This window comes from Kitasatospora sp. NPDC036993 (genome assembly GCF_055607525.1).
Map to the genome: position 1 here is coordinate 19,164 of NZ_JBVJRP010000024.1, position 20,717 is coordinate 39,880.

The 20,717-nt window shown below is 72.8% G+C and carries 20 protein-coding genes; 3 read left to right on the forward strand and 17 right to left on the reverse strand.

Annotation, left to right across the window (positions count from 1 at the left end; translation table 11 throughout):
- The first annotated feature begins 153 nt into the window (after positions 1–153).
- Both ACZ7C5_RS34540 and ACZ7C5_RS34545 read left to right on the forward strand, forming a co-directional pair.
- Complete coding sequence (locus tag ACZ7C5_RS34540; RefSeq protein WP_401092192.1) at positions 154–906, forward strand: ABC transporter ATP-binding protein; 753 nt, start codon at positions 154–156, stop codon at positions 904–906.
- A gap of 26 nt (positions 907–932) precedes the next feature.
- Positions 933–2,084 carry a hypothetical protein gene (locus ACZ7C5_RS34545; protein WP_401092191.1) on the forward strand — a complete coding sequence of 384 codons (1,152 nt, stop codon included), beginning with the start codon at positions 933–935 and terminating at the stop codon, positions 2,082–2,084.
- Positions 2,085–2,133: 49 nt separating this feature from the next.
- Here the strand turns inward: ACZ7C5_RS34545 and rlmN are convergent, their stop codons facing one another.
- From rlmN to rpsB, 6 genes are all read right to left on the reverse strand, one after another.
- Positions 2,134–3,273, reverse strand: a complete 1,140-nt coding sequence (gene rlmN, locus ACZ7C5_RS34550) for a dual-specificity RNA methyltransferase RlmN (RefSeq protein ID WP_401092190.1) — start codon at positions 3,271–3,273, stop codon at positions 2,134–2,136.
- A gap of 70 nt (positions 3,274–3,343) precedes the next feature.
- Positions 3,344–4,639, reverse strand: a complete 1,296-nt coding sequence (locus tag ACZ7C5_RS34555; protein WP_470324205.1) for a phosphatidate cytidylyltransferase — start codon at positions 4,637–4,639, stop codon at positions 3,344–3,346.
- Positions 4,640–4,920: 281 nt separating this feature from the next.
- Complete coding sequence (gene frr / locus ACZ7C5_RS34560; protein ID WP_188301746.1) at positions 4,921–5,478, reverse strand: ribosome recycling factor; 558 nt, start codon at positions 5,476–5,478, stop codon at positions 4,921–4,923.
- A gap of 98 nt (positions 5,479–5,576) precedes the next feature.
- A complete protein-coding gene (gene pyrH, locus ACZ7C5_RS34565; RefSeq protein ID WP_030056790.1) occupies positions 5,577–6,341 on the reverse strand; it encodes a UMP kinase in 765 nt (254 codons plus the stop codon).
- Between the two features lie 261 nt (positions 6,342–6,602).
- Positions 6,603–7,442 (reverse strand): translation elongation factor Ts, encoded by an 840-nt coding sequence (gene tsf, locus ACZ7C5_RS34570; RefSeq protein WP_401092188.1) that lies wholly within the window; start codon positions 7,440–7,442, stop codon positions 6,603–6,605.
- 129 nt (positions 7,443–7,571) lie between these two features.
- Positions 7,572–8,495, reverse strand: coding sequence for a 30S ribosomal protein S2 (gene rpsB, locus ACZ7C5_RS34575; RefSeq protein WP_401092187.1), 924 nt, complete (start codon positions 8,493–8,495; stop codon positions 7,572–7,574).
- Positions 8,496–9,428: 933 nt separating this feature from the next.
- On the opposite strand from rpsB, the gene ACZ7C5_RS34580 reads away from it, so the two are divergent.
- Entirely contained in the window at positions 9,429–9,845 is a 417-nt protein-coding gene (locus ACZ7C5_RS34580) for a M23 family metallopeptidase (RefSeq protein ID WP_401092186.1), read from the forward strand.
- Positions 9,846–9,914: 69 nt separating this feature from the next.
- On the opposite strand, the gene ACZ7C5_RS34585 is transcribed toward ACZ7C5_RS34580, so the two are convergent.
- The 11 genes from ACZ7C5_RS34585 to lepB (ACZ7C5_RS34635) form a co-directional block, all read right to left on the reverse strand.
- Positions 9,915–10,499, reverse strand: a complete 585-nt coding sequence (locus ACZ7C5_RS34585; RefSeq protein ID WP_401092206.1) for a TetR/AcrR family transcriptional regulator — start codon at positions 10,497–10,499, stop codon at positions 9,915–9,917.
- A 182-nt stretch (positions 10,500–10,681) separates the two neighbouring features.
- On the reverse strand, positions 10,682–11,491 hold the full coding sequence (gene whiG, locus ACZ7C5_RS34590) for an RNA polymerase sigma factor WhiG (protein ID WP_188301743.1): 810 nt from the start codon (positions 11,489–11,491) through the stop codon (positions 10,682–10,684).
- A gap of 574 nt (positions 11,492–12,065) precedes the next feature.
- Positions 12,066–13,268 (reverse strand): DNA-processing protein DprA, encoded by a 1,203-nt coding sequence (dprA, locus tag ACZ7C5_RS34595; protein WP_470324206.1) that lies wholly within the window; start codon positions 13,266–13,268, stop codon positions 12,066–12,068.
- Positions 13,265–14,980: a YifB family Mg chelatase-like AAA ATPase gene (locus ACZ7C5_RS34600; RefSeq protein WP_470324207.1), complete on the reverse strand. Its 1,716-nt coding sequence runs from the start codon at positions 14,978–14,980 to the stop codon at positions 13,265–13,267. The genes dprA and ACZ7C5_RS34600 overlap by 4 nt, the downstream gene beginning before the upstream one ends.
- A gap of 1 nt (position 14,981) precedes the next feature.
- Positions 14,982–15,485 carry a YraN family protein gene (locus tag ACZ7C5_RS34605; protein ID WP_401092163.1) on the reverse strand — a complete coding sequence of 168 codons (504 nt, stop codon included), beginning with the start codon at positions 15,483–15,485 and terminating at the stop codon, positions 14,982–14,984.
- Positions 15,486–15,653: 168 nt separating this feature from the next.
- Complete coding sequence (locus ACZ7C5_RS34610) at positions 15,654–15,980, reverse strand: DUF2469 domain-containing protein (protein WP_188301739.1); 327 nt, start codon at positions 15,978–15,980, stop codon at positions 15,654–15,656.
- A gap of 54 nt (positions 15,981–16,034) precedes the next feature.
- Entirely contained in the window at positions 16,035–16,508 is a 474-nt protein-coding gene (locus ACZ7C5_RS34615; protein WP_401092162.1) for an NUDIX domain-containing protein, read from the reverse strand.
- A gap of 112 nt (positions 16,509–16,620) precedes the next feature.
- Positions 16,621–17,376 (reverse strand): signal peptidase I, encoded by a 756-nt coding sequence (gene lepB, locus ACZ7C5_RS34620; protein WP_401092161.1) that lies wholly within the window; start codon positions 17,374–17,376, stop codon positions 16,621–16,623.
- A gap of 160 nt (positions 17,377–17,536) precedes the next feature.
- On the reverse strand, positions 17,537–18,544 hold the full coding sequence (lepB, locus tag ACZ7C5_RS34625) for a signal peptidase I (protein WP_188301736.1): 1,008 nt from the start codon (positions 18,542–18,544) through the stop codon (positions 17,537–17,539).
- A gap of 242 nt (positions 18,545–18,786) precedes the next feature.
- Positions 18,787–19,551 (reverse strand): signal peptidase I, encoded by a 765-nt coding sequence (gene lepB / locus ACZ7C5_RS34630; protein ID WP_470324208.1) that lies wholly within the window; start codon positions 19,549–19,551, stop codon positions 18,787–18,789.
- Positions 19,552–19,804: 253 nt separating this feature from the next.
- Complete coding sequence (gene lepB, locus ACZ7C5_RS34635; protein ID WP_470324209.1) at positions 19,805–20,638, reverse strand: signal peptidase I; 834 nt, start codon at positions 20,636–20,638, stop codon at positions 19,805–19,807.
- Positions 20,639–20,717 lie beyond the last annotated feature (79 nt).

Genomic DNA, 20,717 nt, shown 5'->3' on the forward strand with positions numbered 1-20,717 from the left:
TTTTCCCGGCCGCAACATCACAGTCGTACGACCAAACATGCCTGAATGCGGGTGATTTGCCCGTGATGGACCAGTGCGCCGCATCCGCCACCAGGCCCCGTCGTTCTAATCTGACGACTGTCATATCCCTGCGGCCACCCAGGATGGATCCTCATGTCAGCGGCACCGCCTGACAACGACGTGCTGTGGGCCCGAGGGATCGTCAAGTCCCATGACGGCACCCCCGCCGTGCGCGGCATCTCGATCGGCGTCCGCGAGGGCGAGGTGCTCGCCGTCACCGGCCCGCGCGGCTGCGGCAAGAGCACCCTGCTCGGCTGTCTCTCCGCACAGCTCCCGGTCGACGAGGGCGAGGTCTGGTTCAACAGCGCCCCCGTGCACACCCTCTCCCGGGCCGGCCGCGAACGGCTGCGCCGCGACCGCTTCGGCTTCGTCGGCTCCGAGCCGCACCTGGTGCCCGAACTGACCGCCCGGGAGAACGTCGCCCTGCCGCTGCTGCTCGCCGGGGCCGGCAACAAGGCCGCCTACACCGCCGCCGCCGAGTGGCTGGAGCGCCTCGACGTCGGCGACTGCGCCCGGCAGCGCCCCGAGCGGCTGCTCCAGAGCCAGCGCCAGCGGGTCGCCGTCGCCCGCGCCCTGGCCCCGCTGCCGCCGGTCGTCTTCGCCGACGACCCCACCGCCCCGCTGCACCGCGAGGCCTCCGACCAGGTCATGCGGATACTGACCAGCGCGGCCCGATCCCACCAGCTCACCCTCGTCCTGGCCACCCACGACCCCGAGCTCGTCCGGTTCGCGGACCGCGCCGTCGCCCTCGTCGACGGACGGCTCACCGCCCCCGCCGCCCCCGTCCCCCGCGGCCCCGCCGTCCGCGGGACCGCAGCGGCCGCCGTCACGGCCAACCACCGCTGACCACGCCGAGCCGCGAAAGAGTCGACGTGTTCTATCTCCGTCTGGCCCGGGGCTACCGGGTGCCCGACCTCGGCCGCTGGCTGCTCACCACCCTGGCCGCCGCCGTGGTCGCCGCCTTCCTGCTGCGCTCCCTCGGCCGGGCGATGAGCGACCCGACCGGCGGCGCCGACCCGCTGGCCCGGCTGCTCTGGTGCCTGCCCCCGCTCGCCGCCGTCGCCTGGTTCGCGGCCGTCACCGCCCGCGCGGTGCCCGCCCGGCGGCCCGAACGGATCGCCGGCCTCACCGCCGCCGGGGCCGGCTCCCGCCGGATCCGGACGCTGATCGCCGGCGAGGTCACGCTCGCCTCCACCCTCGGCAGCCTGCTCGCCCTGCTGCTCTTCCTGGTGCTGCGCAACGACATCGCCGGGCCCGCCCTCGCCCCCGACCTCGGCATGGGCGTCCCGCTGCCCGCGGCCGCGCCGATCGCCCTGCTCACGCTCGTCCCGCTCACCGCCGGCACCGCCGCCGCCTGCGCGGTGCCCTCCCCCGAGGGCCTGCCCGGTGGCCGCGTCCACGCCCCGACCGGCTTCGGCGTCTGGCGGATCGCCCTGGCCACGGGCCTGGGAGTGATCGGCGCCGCGCTCGAACTCATCGCGCTGCGGCCCGGCGCCGCCGCCGACGGCCGGCCGATCCACCTGCCCGCCGGACTCGGCACCACCAGCACCGCCGCCCTCGGCGGCTGGGCCGCCAGTGCGCTCGGCCTCGCCCTGCTCACCGGACCGCTGCTGGCCTGGACCGGGCGGCTGCTCGCCGTCGGCCGGCCCACCCCGCTGCGGCTGCTCGCCGGGCGCGGACTCACCGCCCAGGCCCGGCGGCTCGGTGCCCCACTGGCCGTGCTCACCCTCGCCGTCGCGCTGGTGCTCACCACCGTCCGGTACTGGATCGGGGCGCCGGACAGCGCCGACGCGCTGCCCGCCGTCGAGGCCGGGCTGGTGCTCGGCTGCGCGGCCGCCGCGGTGATCGCCCGGCTCGCCGAGGTCCGCACCGACCGCCGCGAGGTCACCGACGCGCTGCTGCGCCTCGGCACCTCACCCCGGATGCTGTTCGGCGCGGTCGCGCTGCGCACCCTCGCGGTGGGCAGCACGCTGCTGCTGACCGGCGGGGCGACCGCCGCGCTGGCGGCCGCCGGACTGCGCTGACCCGGACTTCCCCCGGCCGGCCTCCTGCCCAGGGCTCCCGCGGTGGGGCTCAGCCCGCCGCGGCGAGCTGGCCGCAGGCGCCGTCGATCTCCTGGCCGCGGGTGTCACGGACGGTCGTCGGCACACCGTGCGACTGGAGCCGGCGGACGAACTCGCGCTCGTCCTCGGGCCGGGAGGCCGTCCACTTCGAACCGGGCGTCGGGTTCAGCGGGATCAGGTTGACGTGCACCCGGCGGTTCTTGATCAGCCGGCCGAGCAGGTCGGCCCGCCAGGCCTGGTCGTTGATGTCCTTGATCAGGGCGTACTCGATGGAGATCCGGCGGCCGGACTTCTCCGCGTAGTTCCAGGCCGCGTCCAGCACCTCGGCGACCTTCCAGCGGGTGTTCACCGGCACCAGCTCGTCGCGCAGCTCGTCGTCCGGGGCGTGCAGCGACAGCGCGAGGCGGCAGCTGAGGCCCTCGTCGGCGAACCGGTGCATCGCCGGGACGAGGCCGACGGTGGAGACCGTGATGCCGCGCTGGGACAGGCCGAAGCCGTCCGGCGCCGGGTCGGTCAGCCGGCGGATCGAGGCCAGCACCCGGTTGTAGTTGGCCAGCGGCTCGCCCATGCCCATGAAGACCACGTTCGACAGCCGCGCCTCGCCACCCGGACTGCCGCCGTCTCCAGGAACCGACCCCCCGCGCGCCCCGAACTCCCCCGCCTTGAGCGAGCGCATCCCGGCGGCGATCTGCTCCACGATCTCGCCGGTGGAGAGGTTGCGGGTCAGCCCGGCCTGGCCGGTGGCGCAGAACGGACAGTTCATGCCGCAGCCGGCCTGGGAGCTGATGCACATGGTGACCCGGTCCGGGTAGCGCATCAGCACCGACTCCACGAGCGTGCCGTCGAAGAGCTTCCAGAGCGTCTTGCGGGTGGCGTCGTCGTCGCAGGAGACGTGCCGGACCACCGACATCAGCTCGGGCAGCAGGCTCCCGGTGAGCTTCTCCCGGCTGGCGGCGGGGATGTCCGTCCAGCTCTCCGGGTCGTTCGACATCCGGCCGAAGTAGTGGTTGGAGAGCTGCTTGGCGCGGAACGGCTGCTCGCCCAGCTCGGCGACGGCCTCCTTGCGCTCGGCGGGGCTCAGGTCGGCGAGGTGTCGCGGGGGCTTTGCGCCGCGCGGCGCGACAAAGGTGAGTTCTCCGGGCTTAGGCATGGTCCCTCAAGTGTCGCAGACGCGCGGGGGCCCCGGACGCCAGGCGTCCGGGGCCCGTCGTACCCGCGGGTCAGCTGCCGACGAAGGCCGCCAGCAGCAGCCAGACCACCGGGGCGGTCGGCAGGAGCGAGTCCAGCCGGTCCATGATGCCGCCGTGGCCGGGCAGCAGCGTGCCCATGTCCTTGATCCCGAGGTCGCGCTTGATCATCGACTCGCCCAGGTCGCCCAGGGTCGCGGTGACCGCCGCGCAGCCGCCCAGGATCAGGCCCTGCCACCAGCTGCCGCCGTCGATCATCAGCTGCATCAGCAGCGCGCCCGCCAGCATCGACAGGCCGATGCCGCCGGCCAGGCCCTCCCGGGTCTTGCCGGGGCTGATCGTCGGGGCCAGCTTGGTCTTGCCGAACTTGTAGCCCACCGCGTAGGCGCCGGTGTCGCTGCAGATCGTGACGATCAGGAAGAGCACGATCCGCTGGGGACCGTCGTCGGCCGCCAGCATCATCGCCACGAAGGTGGCCAGAAACGGCACGTAGAAGGCCGTGAACACACCTGCCGTTATGTCCCGCAGGTAGTCCTCCGGCGGCTCCGCCATCCGCCAGACCATCACCGCGAGCCCGGTCAGCGCGAGCGAGGCGGCGGCCCACTGGATGCCGGACCAGTAGCCGGTGGCCACCATGGCGATGCCGCCCACGACCAGCGGGACCAGCGGCGCCTTGATCTGCTTGCGCTCGGAGAGCCGACTGGTCAGCTCCCAGACGCCGACCGCGACCGCGGCCATCACGACGACCAGGAACATCGCCTTCACCACGAACAGCGAGGCGACGATCACCGCGCCGAGGCCGACGCCCACGCCTATGGCGGCCTGGAGGTTACGGCCGCCGCGCTGCTTGCGCGGCTGCGGCTGCGGGGCGGGCTGGGCGGCCACTGGTGTCTCCTGCCCTGGGTGGGACGTCGGCACGAAGCGGGGCTGCCCGGCCGCCGGGTGGTTCGCCGGCGGCGCGGGATGCACCGGTGCCCCCGGGTGCGGCTGGGTGCCGTGACCGGGGGCGGGGGTCGTGTCGTCGGATATCGCGCGCAGCACGACCGTCTCCGTCACGCCCGGCGGCGCCGGGTCGGGCTGCTCGTCCCGGAACAGCGGGCCGCTCAGCCGGCCGGCCTCGCGGGCCTGCCCCTCCTCGGGGTCGGCCGGGCCGCCGTGGGCGGATCGGCCGTCGGCCGCGGGCCAACCGTGGGATCCGGGCCGGCCGTGGGACGCGGGCCCGCCGTGGGATCCGGGCCGACCGTCAGCCGCGGGCCGGCCGTGGGCGGCCGACCGACCGGGGTCGGGCGCGCCGGGCGGCGGGCCGGGGTCGGCCGGTACGGGAGGCATGACCTGAGTCTCCTCCGCGTCGCCGCCCCAGTACACCGGAGGCTGCTGCGACTGATCCGAACGGAGGCCCGGTGCCCCCGGAACGGGGCCCGGCGCGCCCGGGGGCACGACGTGGCCGCCCGGGTGGCCGGGGTGTCCCTGGACCGGTGCCGGCTGCTCTCCGTACCCCGGCGCCTGGTGGGCCGGAGTACGGACCGCCTGCGGGTGCGGCGCCGGACGGTAGGGCTGGAACTGCTGGTCGGACGTGCCCCAGTAGCCGGGGGCGTCAGGGGCGTCGTTCATCAGACCTCGAGCAGCTCGGCTTCCTTGTGCTTCAACAGCTCGTCGATCTGGGCCACGTACTTGGCCGTGGTGTCGTCGAGCTCCTTCTCGGAACGGCGGCCGTCGTCCTCGCCGATCTCGCCGTCCTTCACCAGCTTGTCGATGGCGTCCTTGGCCTTGCGGCGCACGGCGCGGATCGAGACCTTGGCGTCCTCGCCCTTGGTACGGGCGACCTTGATGAACTCCCGGCGGCGCTCCTCGGTCAGCTCCGGCAGCACCACGCGGATGATCGAGCCGTCGTTGGACGGGTTGACGCCCAGGTCGGAGTCGCGGATCGCCTGCTCGATGGCCTTCAGCGCGGTCTTGTCGAACGGCGAGACGACCGCCATCCGCGGCTCCGGCACCGAGAAGGAGGCCAGCTGGTTGATCGGGGTCTTGGCGCCGTAGTACTCGGCGACGATCTTGGCGAACATCGCCGGGTGCGCGCGGCCGGTGCGGATGGCCGCGAAGTCGTCCTTGGCGTGGAGGACGGCCTTCTCCATCTTCTCCTCGGCCTCGAGGAGGGTCTCTTCGATCACTGTGGTCTCCCTGTCCGGTTCATCTGCTGTTGTCCCGACCGGTGTCGGCGCGGCGGCCGGTAGCGGCGCCGGCGCCGCCCGGTACGGCTGGTTGCTGCTCAGGCCCGGACAGAATCCTGGCTGATGAGTGTGCCGATCTTCTCACTCTTCACCGCGCGCGCGATATTGCCCTCGGCCAGCAGCTCGAAGACCAGCATCGGCAGGTTGTTGTCCTTGCACAGCGTGATCGCGGTGAGGTCGGCGACCTTGAGGTCGCGCGCGATGACCTCGGAGTACTCCAGCGCGTCGAACTTGACCGCGTCCGGGTTGGTCCGGGGGTCGGAGTCGTAGACGCCGTCCACGCCGTTCTTGCCCATCAGCAGGACGTCCGCGTGGATCTCCAGGGCGCGCTGGACGGCCGTGGTGTCGGTGGAGAAGTACGGCATGCCCATCCCGGCGCCGAAGATCACCACGCGGCCCTTCTCCAGGTGCCGGACGGCCCGCAGCGGGAGGTACGGCTCGGCGACCTGGCCCATGGTGATGGCGGTCTGGACCCGGGTCTCGATGCCCTCCTTGACCAGGAAGTCCTGCAGCGCCAGGCAGTTCATGACGGTGCCGAGCATGCCCATGTAGTCGGAACGGGCCCGGTCCATGCCGCGGACCTGGAGCTCGGCGCCCCGGAAGAAGTTCCCGCCGCCGATGACCACCGCGACCTCGGTACCGGCACGGACGACGGTGGCGATCTCCCGGGCGATCGCGTGCACGACGTCCGGGTCGACGCCGAGCCCGCCACCACCGGCGAAGGCTTCACCGGACAGCTTGAGCAGCACCCGGCGGCGCGAGCCCGCCTTGGGGTCCTGCGCGGTCTCCTGCGTCTCCTGCATGGACTTCTCCTTTTTGCACCTACTGGTCACAGGCGCGGGTGTGCGGATGCCCCGCCTGCGTGTACACGCGAGGAGGCCACTGCCGCGGGAACCGGTTCGGTGTCCTGCACGGCAATGGCCTCCTCGTCGTTCATGGTGCCGACGCGAGCCCGCCCGTCGGCGGTAGGCGTGGGGTGAGCCCGTTCGGCGTTCCTCCCGCCCCGGTCAGCGGGCGGGGGCGGTTCCCAGCGTAAGGGGGCCGGGGACCAGGTGGAACGTGGCTCAGGCGCCGACGCGGAAGCGGGCGAAGCGCTTGAGGGCGACGCCGTTCTCCGCGAGGACCTTGGCGACGGTCTTCTTGTTGTCCTTCGCGAAGGCCTGCTCCAGGACGGAGTTCTCCTTCACGAAGCCCGTGACGCGACCCTCGACGATCTTCGGCAGGGCGGCCTCCGGCTTGCCCTCCTCGCGGGCGGTGGCCTCGGCGACGCGGCGCTCGTTCTCGAGCTCCTCGGCCGGGATCTCCTCGCGGGACAGGTACTTCGGCGCGAAGGCGGCGATGTGCTGCGCGACGTCCTTGGCGACCTCGGCGTTCTCCTTGTCCAGCTCGACCAGGACGCCGACGGCCGGCGGCAGGTCGGGGCTGGTCTTGTGCAGGTAGACCGCGACGAAGCCGTCACCGTCGAACTGGGCGAAGCGACGGAGGACGATCTTCTCGCCCAGCGAAGCGTTGGCCTCGTCGACGAACTGCTGGACGGTCTTGCCGGCCTCGATCTCGGAAGCCAGGGCGGCGTCCAGGTCGGCCGGGGCCGACTTGGCGACGTGGGCGGCGATCGTGTCGGCGACCTCGACGAACTTCTCGCCCTTGGCGACGAAGTCGGTCTCGCAGTTCAGCTCGACCAGGACACCGGACTTCTTGTCCTCGGCGATCAGCGCGGCGACGGCACCGTTGGAGGCGTCGCGGCCCTCACGCTTGGCAACGCCCTTCTGGCCCTTGATGCGCAGGAGCTCGACGGCCTTCTCGACGTTGCCCTCGGCCTCGTCCAGGGCCTTCTTGCAGTCCATCATGCCGGCGCCGGTGAGCTCACGGAGCTTCTTGACGTCCGCGGCGGTGAAGTTCGCCATGGTGTGAATCTCTTCTCGCGTCTCGCGTGTCTGCGTGGAGTGGCGCCGGGACCGGTGGTTCGGTCCCGGCGCGGGAGAGAGGGGCACCCGCCGGTTTCGTACCGGCGGGTGCCCCTCACCCTTGGTACGTCAGGCCTGCTCGGCCGGAGCCTCGGCGGCGGGGGCCTCGACGGCCGGAGCCTCGGTGGCGGCAGCCTCGGCGGCGGGGGCCTCGACAGCGGACTCGGCGGCGGGGGCCTCAACGGCGGCGTCGGCGGCGGGGGCTTCCTCGGCCTTCTTCTCGCCCTCGAGGATGTCCTTCTCCCAGTCGGCCAGCGGCTGGTCGGCACCCGGCTCGGCCTTGACGTCGCCCTTGGCGACACCGGCGCGGGACTTCAGGCCCTCGGCCACGGCGTCGGCGATCACGCGGGTCAGCAGGGTGACGGAGCGGATCGCGTCGTCGTTGCCCGGGATCTTGTAGTCGACCTCGTCCGGGTCACAGTTGGTGTCCAGGATGGCGACGACCGGGATGTTGAGCTTCCGGGCCTCGCCGACCGCGATGTGCTCCTTCTTGGTGTCCACGATCCACACGGCGCTGGGGACGCGCTGCATGTCACGGATACCGCCGAGGGTCTTCTCCAGCTTGTCGTGCTCGCGCTGGAGGACCAGGAGCTCCTTCTTGGTGAGGCCGGAACCGGCCACGTCCGAGAAGTCCAGCTCGCCGAGCTCCTTCAGACGCTGAAGGCGCTTGTAGACGGTCGAGAAGTTGGTCAGCATGCCGCCGAGCCAGCGCTGGTTCACGTAGGGCATGCCCACGCGGGTGGCCTGCTCGGCGATGGCCTCCTGGGCCTGCTTCTTCGTGCCGACGAAGAGGACGCTGCCGCCGTGGGCAACGGTCTCCTTGATGAACTCGAAGGCGCGGTCGATGTAGTTCAGCGACTGCAGGAGGTCGATGATGTAGATGCCGTTGCGCTCCGTGATGATGAAGCGCTTCATCTTCGGGTTCCAGCGGCGGGTCTGGTGACCGAAGTGGACGCCGCTCTCCAGCAGCTCCCGCATCGTGACGACGGCCATTGCCGTACTCCTTGGTGTTGCGGCCCGGCAGCGGCACTGCGTCGCAGCGATAGCCCACAGCCGGGTCAGGCTCGGTTTGTCCGTGGCGGCCAGGTGACAGCCACGCCTGACGCCCCGAACGTGCCGAGCCGCTTGCGCCCGCCCGGCCTGGGGCCGGTCGGGCTCGGCGGACCGAGCGGCACTCGCACCTGGCGGGGCCGCGGACGAACCGCGTCCGACCGCCGGTGGCGGGGCGTGCGAAGTCGACCCGGCAGACCGGGTCGCGTGTGAAGTGTACGGGAAGCGCCGAGGGGCGGGCGACTCCACGGACGACCGGGGCCCCGCCGGGGAACTGGGAAGAGCCTGGGAAACGGCCTGGACGGGCGGGTTCCGGCGGGGCTGCGGCGGAGTCGGGGGCTCGCGGCGCGGGGCTCGGACGGGGGTGGGGTGCGCGGCGGGGGCGCGGGTCTGGAACGGGCTGCGCGGAGGGGTTGCCGGGGGCGGGCGCGGGCTGCCGGGTGCCTGCCCGGGGCCGGTGGCCGGCATGCCGCCTCTACCCCGGATGGCGGCGCTCGTACACCCGTCGGGGGGACGGCGTTCGGGGTGGAGGCGGTTTTGTCCACAGGAATCCGGATCTGGGTGGCGCGCGGGCGGTGGGGCGGCGAGCCTGCGGGCATGGCTGGTCGCGGACGGTTCGGTGGAGTGGGCGAAGTGGACGGGGTGGGCGAGGTGGGCAGGGTGGGCAGGGTGGTGGGCAGGGCCGCCGGGGCGGTCGGGGTGGTGCGGGGCGGGCGGTGGAGGCGCGGGGTGCTGGCCGTGGTGGTGGCGGCGCCGCTCGTGCTGTCGGGGGCTTCGGGTGCCTCGGGTACCTCGGGGGCTTCCGGTGGTGACGGCGCGGCTGGCGCCTCGGGCCCTGACGACGGGACCGGGCGGGGTGGTGGACGGGCCTGGCCGGTGGGCGGGCCCGCCGGGTTGCTGGAGCGGTTCGATCCGCCGGCGAAGGCCTGGTCCGCCGGGCACCGGGGCGTGGATCTCGCCGCCGCGCCCGGAGTGGAGGTACGGGCGGCCGCTCCCGGGGTGGTCACCTTCTCCGGACTGGTGGCGGGACGGCCCGTGGTGACCGTCTCCCACCCGGGCTCGGGCTCTCCCCCGCTCCGGACCACCTACCTGCCCGTCAACGGCACCGTCCCGGTCGGCGCCTCGGTGGCGGCCGGGCAGGTGATCGGGCGGCTCGCCCCGGACGGACGGCACTGCGCCGGACGCGACTGCCTGCACTGGGGCCTGCTGCGCGGAGCCCGCTACCTGGACCCACTGGCCTTGTTCGGCGCGGGCACCGCGCGACTGCTGCCGTTGGACGGCACGGGCGGGTAGCGCACGCCTGCGCGCACTCCACGCACCCGCCCGCCTTCACACACCCTCCGGGCTCCCGGCGGAGGCCGATCAGGAGCGGACGAGCCCGTGCAACACCAGCGCGACGGCGGCGTCGGCGATCTCCTCGGGGGTCTCGGCCGCGCAACCGCCGCGGCCGCCGGCCTGCGCCTGCTCGGCCCGGCGGGTCGCCGCCTCCACGATTCCCTGGACCAGGGTCGCGGCGAGCCGGGGCTGCTCGTGGCCGAGGTCCTCCAGCGTTCGGCCGACCAGGCCGGCCAGCCTGCCGTGCGCCGCCCTGATCCGCTCGCGCGCGGCCTCGTCGAGTTCCAGCGCCGAGATCGCCACGACCGCGCGGTGCCGGGGGTCGGCGGCCAGCGCCAGCTGGCCCCGGACGTAGGCCTCGATCCGCTCGACAGCGGTGTCGCAGCTCGCCATCCCGGCCTCGATCTCAGCCGCCCAGAGCGGGAAGTCCACCTCGCAGAGCGCCTCGACCACGGCGGCACGGGAGCGGAAGTACTCGTAGACCGAGGAGCGCGCCAGCCCGGTGCGCGCCGCGAGTGCGGGGAAGGTCAGGGCCTCCATACCGCCCTCGGTGAGCAGGGTGCGGGCAGCGTCGAGGAGGGCTGCTCGCTGGAGCTGGCGATGCTCGGCCACCGTGGCCGCTCGGATCTTCGGCACGCTCCCACTGTACGGAGCCCTACCTTGGACCGATACGGCGCCGCGCACCGGGAGGCGGTGCGGGCCCGCGGCCGACGCCCGACAGCCCGGTTTCCAACGGCCCGGCCTACGACGGCCCGGCCTACGACGGCCCGGTTCCGACGTCGGAACCCGACGCCCTATCGGATGTCCGACAGCTTGGCGCGCAGCTGGAGGACGGACTTGGTGTGGATCTGACTCACCCGACTCTCCGTCACCCCCAGCACCTGTCCGATCTCGGCGAGGGTGAGCCCCTCGTAGTAGTAGAGCGTCACCACCGTCTTCTCCCGCTCGGGGAGGGTGTTGACCGCCTGGGCCAGCAGTCTGCGCAGCTCACGGTCCTCGGCCACCTCGACCGGATTGTCCGCGCCGTGGTCCTCCAGGGTGTCCATCAGGCTCAGCCGGTCGCCGCCCTCCCCCACCGGGTGGAGCAGCTCGTCCAGGGCCACCACGTTGGCGAGCGACAACTGGCTGAAGATGGCGTGCAGGTCCTCGATCGCGATGCCCATCTCGGCCGCGACCTCGGGCTCGTGCGGAGTCCGGCGCAGCCGGGCCTCCAGGGTCGCGTACGTCCGTTCGACCGCCTTGGCCTTCTGCCGCACCGAGCGCGGGATCCAGTCCAGGGCGCGCAGCTCGTCGATGATCGCGCCGCGGATGCGGCTGATCGCGTAGGTCTCGAACTTGATGGCGCGGTCGATGTCGAACTTCTCGATCGCGTCGATCAGCCCGAAGACCCCGGAGGAGACGAAGTCCGCCTGTTCGACGTTGGAGGGCAGGCCGACCCCGACCCGCCCCGCCACGTACTTGACGAGCGGTGAGTAGTGCAGGATCAGCTGCTCCCGCAGCCGCTGGTCCCCGCTCTCCTTGTAGGAGCGCCAGAGGTCTTCGAGCGCCGTTCGCCCCTGTGTCGCGGCATCCCGGGTGTCCTGTCGCCGATCGCCGCCCGCCACCCCCTGCCGGCGGGGCGGGGACAGCGGCGAGGCGAAAGGCGGGGAGGCGGCGCTCCGGGCCTGCGCGCTGCCTGGCTGCCGGGGCGCGCCGGCGGCCACCACGCCGGGGGATGCGCCGGCGGGCGGGCCGGCGGCACCTGCCGTGCCGGCACCGCCAACCGGCTCACCGCCTCGGACCGCATCCGCGGGCTGGCCTGGCACCACCGTCGGCCGGCCGCCCTGGCGAGACAGGCCTCCCATCGTCCCCGCCGACTTGGACGGGACGTCGGGCGCGGAGCGCCGCTCTGTCCGCGGCCCTCCCGAGGACCGAGCGCCACCGGTCACTCTGTGTCCGGGAATGTGTGTGGGCATGCGTTGGTCTGCGCCGTTCTGCCGAGTCATGTGCTGATAGGGAAGGCATGTGGAGCGTAGCGTGACCGACTCACTGCAAAGCGCTACCGCCACCCGGTCGTCCCTCGATCCGGTGGCGTTCGTACATCGGATCGAGGAGCGAACAGGGGAGCCGGACCGGCAGGTCGGCCGGGCGGCTCCGGCATACGCTCCCTCGGCGCGAAGGTGTCCTCCGGTCCGGCGCTCACCTCCTCCGCACCATGCGCCAGTGCGCACCGTGCCGCTCCACGTAGCCGAGCGAACCCAGCTCGTAGAGCCGTTGCAGGACCTCGTCCGGCGGGAGACCGGACTGGCGGGCCAACCGTTCGACCGGGGCACCCTCCGCCGTCGCCGGTACGGCCTCCAGCACCCGGGCCACTGCCGGCTCCAGCAGGTCGCGCGGGAGTACCGGACCGCTGCGCTGAGGCGCCAGATCGTCCCCGATGGCCCCGATCAGCTCGGTGATCTCGGCCGCGTCGGTGACCAGGACGGCGCCGCCGCTGCGGATCAGGGCGTGCACTCCGGCGGAGAGTGCCGAGGTCACCGGGCCCGCGACTCCCATGGTGTGGCGATTGAGGTCCCGCGCGCGTCTGGCCGTGCTCAGGGCGCCGCTGCGCACCGCCGCCTCGACCACCACCGTGCCCCGGGTGAGCGCCGCGATGACCCGGTTGCGGAGCACGAAGCGGAAGCGGTTCGGGTGCTCCCCCGGCGGGAGTTCACTGATCAGCAGGCCCTGGACGCCGATCCGGCGGATCAGTTCGGCGTTGCCCTTGGGATAGGCCACGTCGACCCCGCAGGCGAGCACGGCCGCGGTCATCCCGCCGACGGCGAGTGCTCCACGGTGCGCGGCCGCGTCGATCCCGTAGGCGGCACCGGAGATCACCACCCAACCGCGCTCGGCCAGCTGGGCCGCCAGTTCGCCGGCGACGTGGGCGCCGTAGGCAGTGCAGGCACGGGAGCCCACCATCGCGACCGAGCGGAGCGCGAGCAGCCGCAGCGATCCGGTGCCCGTCACCCAGAGCCCGATCGGACGTCCGTCGCCCAGGTCGTCGAGTTGGCTGGGCCACTCCGTGTCCCCCGGAATGATGAACCGTCCACCGACGTCCTGTACCCGTTTCAGGTCCATCTGCGGGTCCAGCCCCGGGAGCCGCGCCTGGTACCCGGCCAGTCGCATGGCGTCCAGTCCGGGGTGGTCGGGCACGGTTCCGTCCCGGATCGCCTGGACCACGTCGACGGCGGGGAGTTGGCCGAGCCACCGGCCGACCACCGCGTCCCCCGGTTCGCTGAGCCTGCCGAGCAGCACCCGGGCGAGGCGCTCGGGATCGGGCCCGGCTCCGGCTCCGACTCCGGAACCGGGGACGGCCTCGGCCGGGCCGGAAATTCGAGCGTGCCTCAGCAGCTGGTTCATGCCTCACCCTCCTTGTTCTCCGGATGCTCCTCACGCGGCTCGCGCTTCCCGGACCGACCACCGCCCGGACTGCCGCGCTGCGCCGGGATTCCGCCGAGCCGGCCGAAGACCCGTTCGGCCAGCGGCAGTCCGTGCTCCACACCCGTGCGCAGGACCAGGGCGGTACGCACGTCCCGCTGGTCCGGCCGGTCGCGTCCGGCGAGGTCGGCGACCGTCCAGGCGACCCGGAGCACCCGGTCCAGGCCGCGGGCGGTCAGCAGCCCTCGCTCCAACTGCCGTGCGGCGTCGTTGAGTGCGCCGGACGCGAGGTGCCAGCGGGTGCGCAGTTCGTGGCCCGGCACCTCCGCGTTGGTCCGCCACGGAGTGCTCGCCAGGCGGGCCGCCGCCCGTTCCCGTGCGGCCAGCACCCGGGCCGCGACGGTCTCGGTGGTCTCCGCCGAGGCGTCCCGCTCCATGAGCTCGGCCCTGGTCACCGGAGCCACCTGGACCTGGAGGTCGACCCGGTCCAGCAACGGCCCGGACAGCCGCCCCTGGTAGCGGCTGACCATGGCCGGGGTGCACTCGCAGCCCTCGCCCCGCCGCGAGTACCGGCCGCACGGACAGGGATTGGCCGCCAGGCAGAGCAGGAAGCGGGCCGGGAGTCGCATCGATCCGGCCGAGCGGGCGATCACCACCTCACCCGACTCCAACGGCTGGCGCAGTGCGTCGAGCACCCGGACGGGGAACTCGGGCGCCTCGTCCAGGAACAGCACGCCCCGGTGGGCCAGCGAGACCGCCCCCGGTCTCGGCAGACCGCTGCCGCCGCCGACGATCGCGGGCATCGTCGTAGAGTGGTGCGGGGCGCAGTAGGGCGCGGTGTCGATCAGCGGACGCCCGACCGGGAGCAGGCCCGCCACCGAGTGGACGGCGGTGACCTCCAGCGCCTCCTGCTGGGTCAGCGGCGGGAGCAGCGAGGGCAGGCGCTCCGCCAGCATCGTCTTGCCCGCGCCCGGAGGCCCCTTCAGATAGAGGTGGTGTCCGCCGGCGGCGGCGATCTCCAGGGCTCGCCGGGCCTCGTACTGGCCGGCCACGTCGGCCATGTCCAGTCGACCCGCCTTGTCGTCGGACAGGCCCCGCACGCTAGCGCTGGGCAGCATCAGCCCGGCCATCAGCGGATCGGGCCGGCCCGCGATCGGATCGGGCGGCTCCTCCGGTGCCGTCGCCCCGGTCAGGATGGCGACGAGTTGGCGCAGGCTGCGGACACCGATCACCGTCGTCCCGGGAACGAGCGAGGCCTCGGGCGCCGTCTGCTCGGCGACCACGACCCGCTCGTACCCGGCGTCGGCGGCGGCCAGCACCGACGGCAGCACCCCTCGGACCGGCCGCACCCGGCCGTCCAGCCCCAGCTCGCCGATGATCAGCAGGTCGGCGATGGCGGAGGGGTCGAGCCGCTCGGCGGCGGCCAGCACGGCGCAGGCCACCGCGAGGTCGAAGCCACTGCCGCTCTTGGGCACCGAGGCGGGGCTGAGGCCGACCGTCAGCTTGCGCTGCGGCCAGGCCTCGCCGCTGTTGACGACCGCGGCACGGACCCGGTCACGGGCTTCGGTGAGCGCCTTGTCGGGCAGGCCGACCAGGGTGAACGCGGCCACTCCGGGCTCCAGATCGGCCTGGACCTCGACGATCACTCCGTCCACGCCGACCAGCGCGACGGAACAGGTACGGGCGAAGGCCATCTCAGACCACCCCCCGCAGGTGGTCGACCAGGGCCGCACCCCGCGCCCGGTTGACCACCGCGACCAGGTCGATTCGGACCCCGCCCGGTGGGGCGGGAGGCCAGTGCGGATCGGTGGGCCCGGGGTCGTAGTCCGGCCCGGCCAACTCGGCGAAGTGACCGGGCCAGCGCTCGGCCATCCAGCGCTCGGCGAGGCGTTGCAGCCTGGCGGCCTTGGCCCGGTCGATGGCCTCGGTGGGCTGCTGGAACCCCCGCTCGGAGCGGGTCTTCACCTCGCAGACCGCCACGGTGTCGCCGTCGAGGGCGACGATGTCCAGCTCGCCCTCGACGCAGCGCCAGTTGCGGTCCAGGATGCGGAGCCCGGCCTCCGCGAGACGGCGGGCGGCGACCCGCTCCCCGTAGCGGCCGAGGCCGTTCCTGGTGCTGCGCTCCGCGACCGCCCGCGGAGCCTTGCCTGCGTCGACCGTGTCCGGTACGGCCTGGTCCTGCACGATGGTGTGCTGCATGGTGACCACCTCCGCCGAGGAGGCTGCACCAACACGCACGAGGAGGCCCGGGAATTCTCATCCCCTGTGGATAACTCGGACCTGTGGATAACTTTTGTCACCCGCAGGAGTGAGAAGCCCCCGTCCCGCGAAATTCGGCTGGACAACGCGGGACAACATCGTCCAACGTCAGCTCCCGAAGCCGGACTCGTCCGAGGGCAGCTCCAGGTCGCTCTTCGCGAGTTCCTCGATGTTCACGTCCTTGAAGGTCAGCACCCGGACCTTGCGGACGAACCGGGCCGGCCGGTACATGTCCCAGACCCACGCATCCGCCATCGACACCTCGAAGAACACCTCGCCCTGGACCGAGTGCACCTGCAACTCGTAGTCGTTGGTGAGGTAGAACCGTCGTTCGGTCTCGATCACGTACTTGAACAGGCCGACGACGTCCCGGTACTCCCGGTAGAGCTTGAGCTCCATCTCGGTCTCGTACTTCTCGAGATCTTCGGCACTCATCCAGGCGTCCCCTCAATTTGTCAGTCCACCCATTGTGGACCACCGCACCCACGGTCAGAGCCGCACCGGATGCACCGGCGGGCCCTCGACCAGCAGCCGTTCCAGGAAGTCCGCCAAACCGGCCGGGTAGACCGTCTCGGCCGTCCCCCTCAGTTCCTCGACCGTCCACCAGCGCGCCGCGAGCAGCTGGGCGTGCTCGTCCGCGCCCGTTCCCCAGTGGTCCAGCCCCGTCTCCGTGGTCCGGGCCAGGTGGAACCACTGCTCCTGCTCGTAGCGCTGTCCCTGGAAGGAGAACGACACCGTGCCGTACGCCACCAAGGGCCCCAGGTCCACTCCCCGCAAGCCGGTCTCCTCGGCGAGTTCCCGCTCCGCGGCCTCGCGCACACCCTCCCCCGCCTCCAAGCCGCCCCCTGGCGTGAACCACCACGTCTCCCCCGGGGTGGCCGGGTCGGCCCCCAAGAAGAGGAGGATGCGGTCCAGCCCGTCCAGCAGCAGGATCCGCGCCGCCCTGCGACGCCGTGCTGTCATGGCGGCGCTCCACGCTCCTTCCGTTCGCATCGGTGGCGCTACCGATCCTGCCACCCGACGTGGTCGCCCGGGGCGATGTTCGGCAGAGCGGCCCTCCCGGCGGCGGTCCCGCTCAGGAGCTGCGCCCCCGGAGCCGGCGGGCCAGGCCCGCCACCCCGCCCGCCGCCGAGGTCACCACGATCAACGCCGCGCCCGCCACGGTGGCGTAGGCGGCCGGCTCCAGCGGACCGGGCCGCGAGGCCTTCGGGCCCGCGAAGCCGTCGAAGTCCGTGACCCGGTCGAGCAGGCCCGTCCGGCCGAGGGGCAGCAGGGTGGCCTCGACCCTGGCCTCGACGGCGTCGGCCGGGACGGTCCCGCCGTCGACCTCCAGGTGGGTGCGGGAGTCGAGCGAGCCCACCCGGTTGTCACCCAGCAGGAACAGCCGGCCCTGCGGCACCGTCACGCTGAACGACTCGCCCTGGCGGCCCCGCGTCGCGAGGTAGGGCTCGTCCACCGGCTGCCCGTTGACCGTCAGCCGGTGCTCGTTCCCCGTGGTGGTGGCGACGGTGTCCCCGCCGACCGCGACCACCCGCTTGACCATCAGCTCACCGCCCCAGGCCTGGTCCCGGAAGACGACCACGTCACCCCGCCCGATGTCGCCGCCGCCGGCCTTGCGGGCGAGCACGGTGTCCCCGGTGCGCAGCGTCGGGTGCATCGAGGCGGTGGGGATCTTGTACGGCCGGTAGTCGATGGCGATGAGGGCGAAGCCGCCGATCATCAGCACCAGCCCGAGCGCCAGCGCGACGCCCTGCACCACCGCGGCGGGCCGGCGGCCCGCCGGGGCGGGCACGCTCGGGTGGTCGGCCGTCTGTTCCACGACACTGCTCATCGACACCGTCCACCTCTGGCCGACCGGAGAACACCACTGGCACGCCGGAGGCACGGGCGGAGAAGCCGACGGGCCGTGGCACGTCCGAGCAGATTACTCGTCGGTACCACGGCCCGCGCAAGAGCCGGAGCCAACCCGGTGGAACCCTGTCCGGTGGAACTCAGGACTCCTTCCGGCGCTCCACCCGGACCCGCACCCGGCGCACCAGTGGAAGCAGGGCGACGGCCCCCACCGCACCGGCCACGGGCGGCGCCATCGGCGCGGCCGCCGCCAGGCCCTTCTGGTCGAAGGTGTCCGGCACCGGCAGCGTCGACCAGTTGCCGATCGGCCAGGCCACCACGAAGGCGCGCCCGATCACGTTGTCCACCGGGACGGTGCCGCCGCCGGGCTGGTCCATGTGGAAGCGGGAGTCCAGCGAGTTGGCTCGGTGGTCGCCCATCACCCAGATCCGGTCCTTGGGCACCTTGACCGGTCCGAAGGGGTGGTCACCGCAGGGGGTGTTGCCCTGGTAGACGTACGGCTCGTTGAGCGCGACGCCATTGACCTTGACCGGGCCGTCGCCCTCGCACTCGACGGTGTCCCCGCCGACCGCGATGACCCGCTTGATCAGGTCCTTCTCGTTGGCGGAGGGCATCAGACCGACGAAGCTGAGCACGTCCTGCACGCCGCGGACGAAGGCGTTGCTGCTCTGCTGGGTCGGCTCGTCGTTCAGCCAGCCGCCCGGGTCGTGGAACACCACGACCTCGCCGCGCTCGGGCTCGGCCCCGAACCACGGGGTCAGCTTGTCCACCAGGACGCGGTCGCCGACCTGCAACGTGTTCTGCATCGACTCCGACGGAATGGAGAACGCCTGGACGAAGAAGGTCTTGATCACCAGGGCGAGGATCAGCGCGATGCCGACCAGGATCGGCAGTTCCTTCCAGAACGAGCGCTGCTTGCGCGGCTTGGGAGAGGCCTCCGATTCCGCCCCGTCCGCGGGCTCGGCCTCCGCGTGCGGGGAGTCCGGGGAGTCCTCCGGTCCGGTGCCGCCCTGCCCGTCAGTGCTCTGGGCCGCCGTCTCCTCGGCCGAGGCCGAGGGCGATGCGGACTCGGCGGACCGGTCCGCCCGATGGCCTGAGCCCTCGGGCTCCCCGGCGCCCGAACGGGCGCCGATCACCAAATCCCCCACAACGTCTCCTCCCTGCTGTGCGGACGCCCGCGCGCCCGCGTTCAGAGTGCCGCACAGCGGGCACCACGCTCACCACGACCATGAACGCCTCAGGGCTGCCCATCGCGGACGCTCCTGACACCAGCACAGCCTCGGCCCGCGGCCGGAACCGCTCCAGGCCGCACCTGCACTTCTCTATCACTCCAAGACATCCGGCTCGCGGTCTCACACGCGAGGCCAGGCCGGTCGGCGGCCTGCGAGGCTCACTCCGGAGGCCGCCCCGACCGGCGAACGACGAGCGGAAGGATGCCCAACACACCCATAACGAGCGGAGGTTCCACAGGAACCGGCCCAACGCCCACCGATCCCGCGGCAGTTCCGCCGGCCTGCGGCGTCCGGGCGAGAGAGGAGAGTGAACTCGGCGCATCGAGTTGATGGAACCGGTCCAGCGGCCAGACGATCACGAACGCGCGACCGACCACGCCGCTCAGCGGGATCGTCCCCTCTCCCGGGTTGCCCATGTGGAAACGGGAGTCGGCGGAGACGTCCCGGTGGTCCCCCATGACCCACAGCCGCCCCTGCGGCACCTCCACCTTGAAGGTCTGCCGGGACGGCGGGTTGCCGGGCGCCACGTAGGACTCGTCCACCGGACGGCCGTTGACGCTGAGGCGCCCCTGCGCGTCGCAGCACTCGACGGTGTCCCCGCCGACGCCGACCACCCGCTTGATCAGGTCCTGTTCGTCGTCGGAGGGCAGCATCCCGACGAAGGTCAGCACCTGCTTGGCCGCGCCCAGCACCGGGCCGTCGTCGGAGGGCTTGCGATCGTGCTCCAGCCAGCCGCCCGGATCCTTGAACACCACGACATCGCCGCGCTGCGGCTCACTGCCGAACCAGGGGGTCAGTTTGTCCACCAGTACCCGGTCCCCGATCCGGATGGTCTGCTCCATCGAGCCCGAGGGGATCACGAACACCTGGAGCAGGAAGGTCTTCATCACCAGCGCCACCAGCAGGGCCACCAGGATGATCATCGGTACCTCGCGCACCAGCGAGCGCTTGCGCCGACGGGCCGCCCTGCGGGCACTGCGCCGGCGCTCGGCCCGGCCGCGCACCGGCGGGCCCCCGGCCGGTCCGTCGGCAGCCGGTCCGCCGCCGGCCAGTCCACTGGCAAAAGGTCCGTCGGCAACAGATCCGTCGGCGGCCGGACGGCCCCCATCCGGCCGATCCGCATCCGGGCGGTCCGCCGTCGGCCGGTCCGCGCTCGGCCGGTCGGCGAGCCGTCCCCTACCCCTGGTCCCCATGCCCACCCGTCCTCGCGGTCCCGGCGAAGGCCGCGGGCCGGTCCAGGCCGGTCCAGCGCGAGAACGGGTAGACCACCCAGTCCGCCCGGCCGATCACCTTCTTCTCCGGCACGAAGCCGCCGCCGGGCTCACCGAGGTGGTCGCGGGAGTCCCGGGAGGCTCCGCGGTGATCGCCCATCACCCACAGCTCGCCGGTCGGCACGACCACGTCGAAGGCCACGCTCGACGGGTCGTCGCCCGGGGCCAGGTAGGAGGTCTCGTCGATCGGCACACCGTTGACGGTGATCGGCGCGCCCGGTCCGGTGCTGGTCACCCGGTCCCCGCCGACGCCGATCACCCGCTTGACGTAGACGGTGTCCCCTGCCGGGGCCAGTCCGAGATCCTGGGCGAACGAGCGCAGACCGTCCAGGAAGCTCGACGGCTTCGCCGGCTCCGGGAGGAAGGAGCCCGTCCCGTCGAAGACCACGACGTCACCCCGCTGGGGGTGGCCGCCGAAGGCGTAGGCGAGCTGGTTCGCGATCAGCCGGTCGCCCGGACGCAGGGTCTCCTCCATCGACCCGGAGGGCACCGCGAACGGGCGCGCGACGAAGGCGTTCACCAGCAGCAGGGCCGTCAGGCAGATTCCGACCAACAGCAGCAGGTCCCGAGAGCGCGAGGGCCCTGGCTCCTCGTCCTGCTCCTCCTGAGCCTCCCGCTCGTCCTGATCCCCGTGCTGGTCCTCGGCCCCGTCCCGGTCGTCCCGGTCGTCACCGCCATCGCCGTCACCGTCACCGCGATCGTCACCGTCACCGGTATCGCCGCCATCACGACGGTCCACGCCGTCGCGGTCCGAGCCGGCGGCCCCCGCCGCGGTGTCTCCGACGGCCTCACCGGCACCGGCCCGGGAGACAACACCG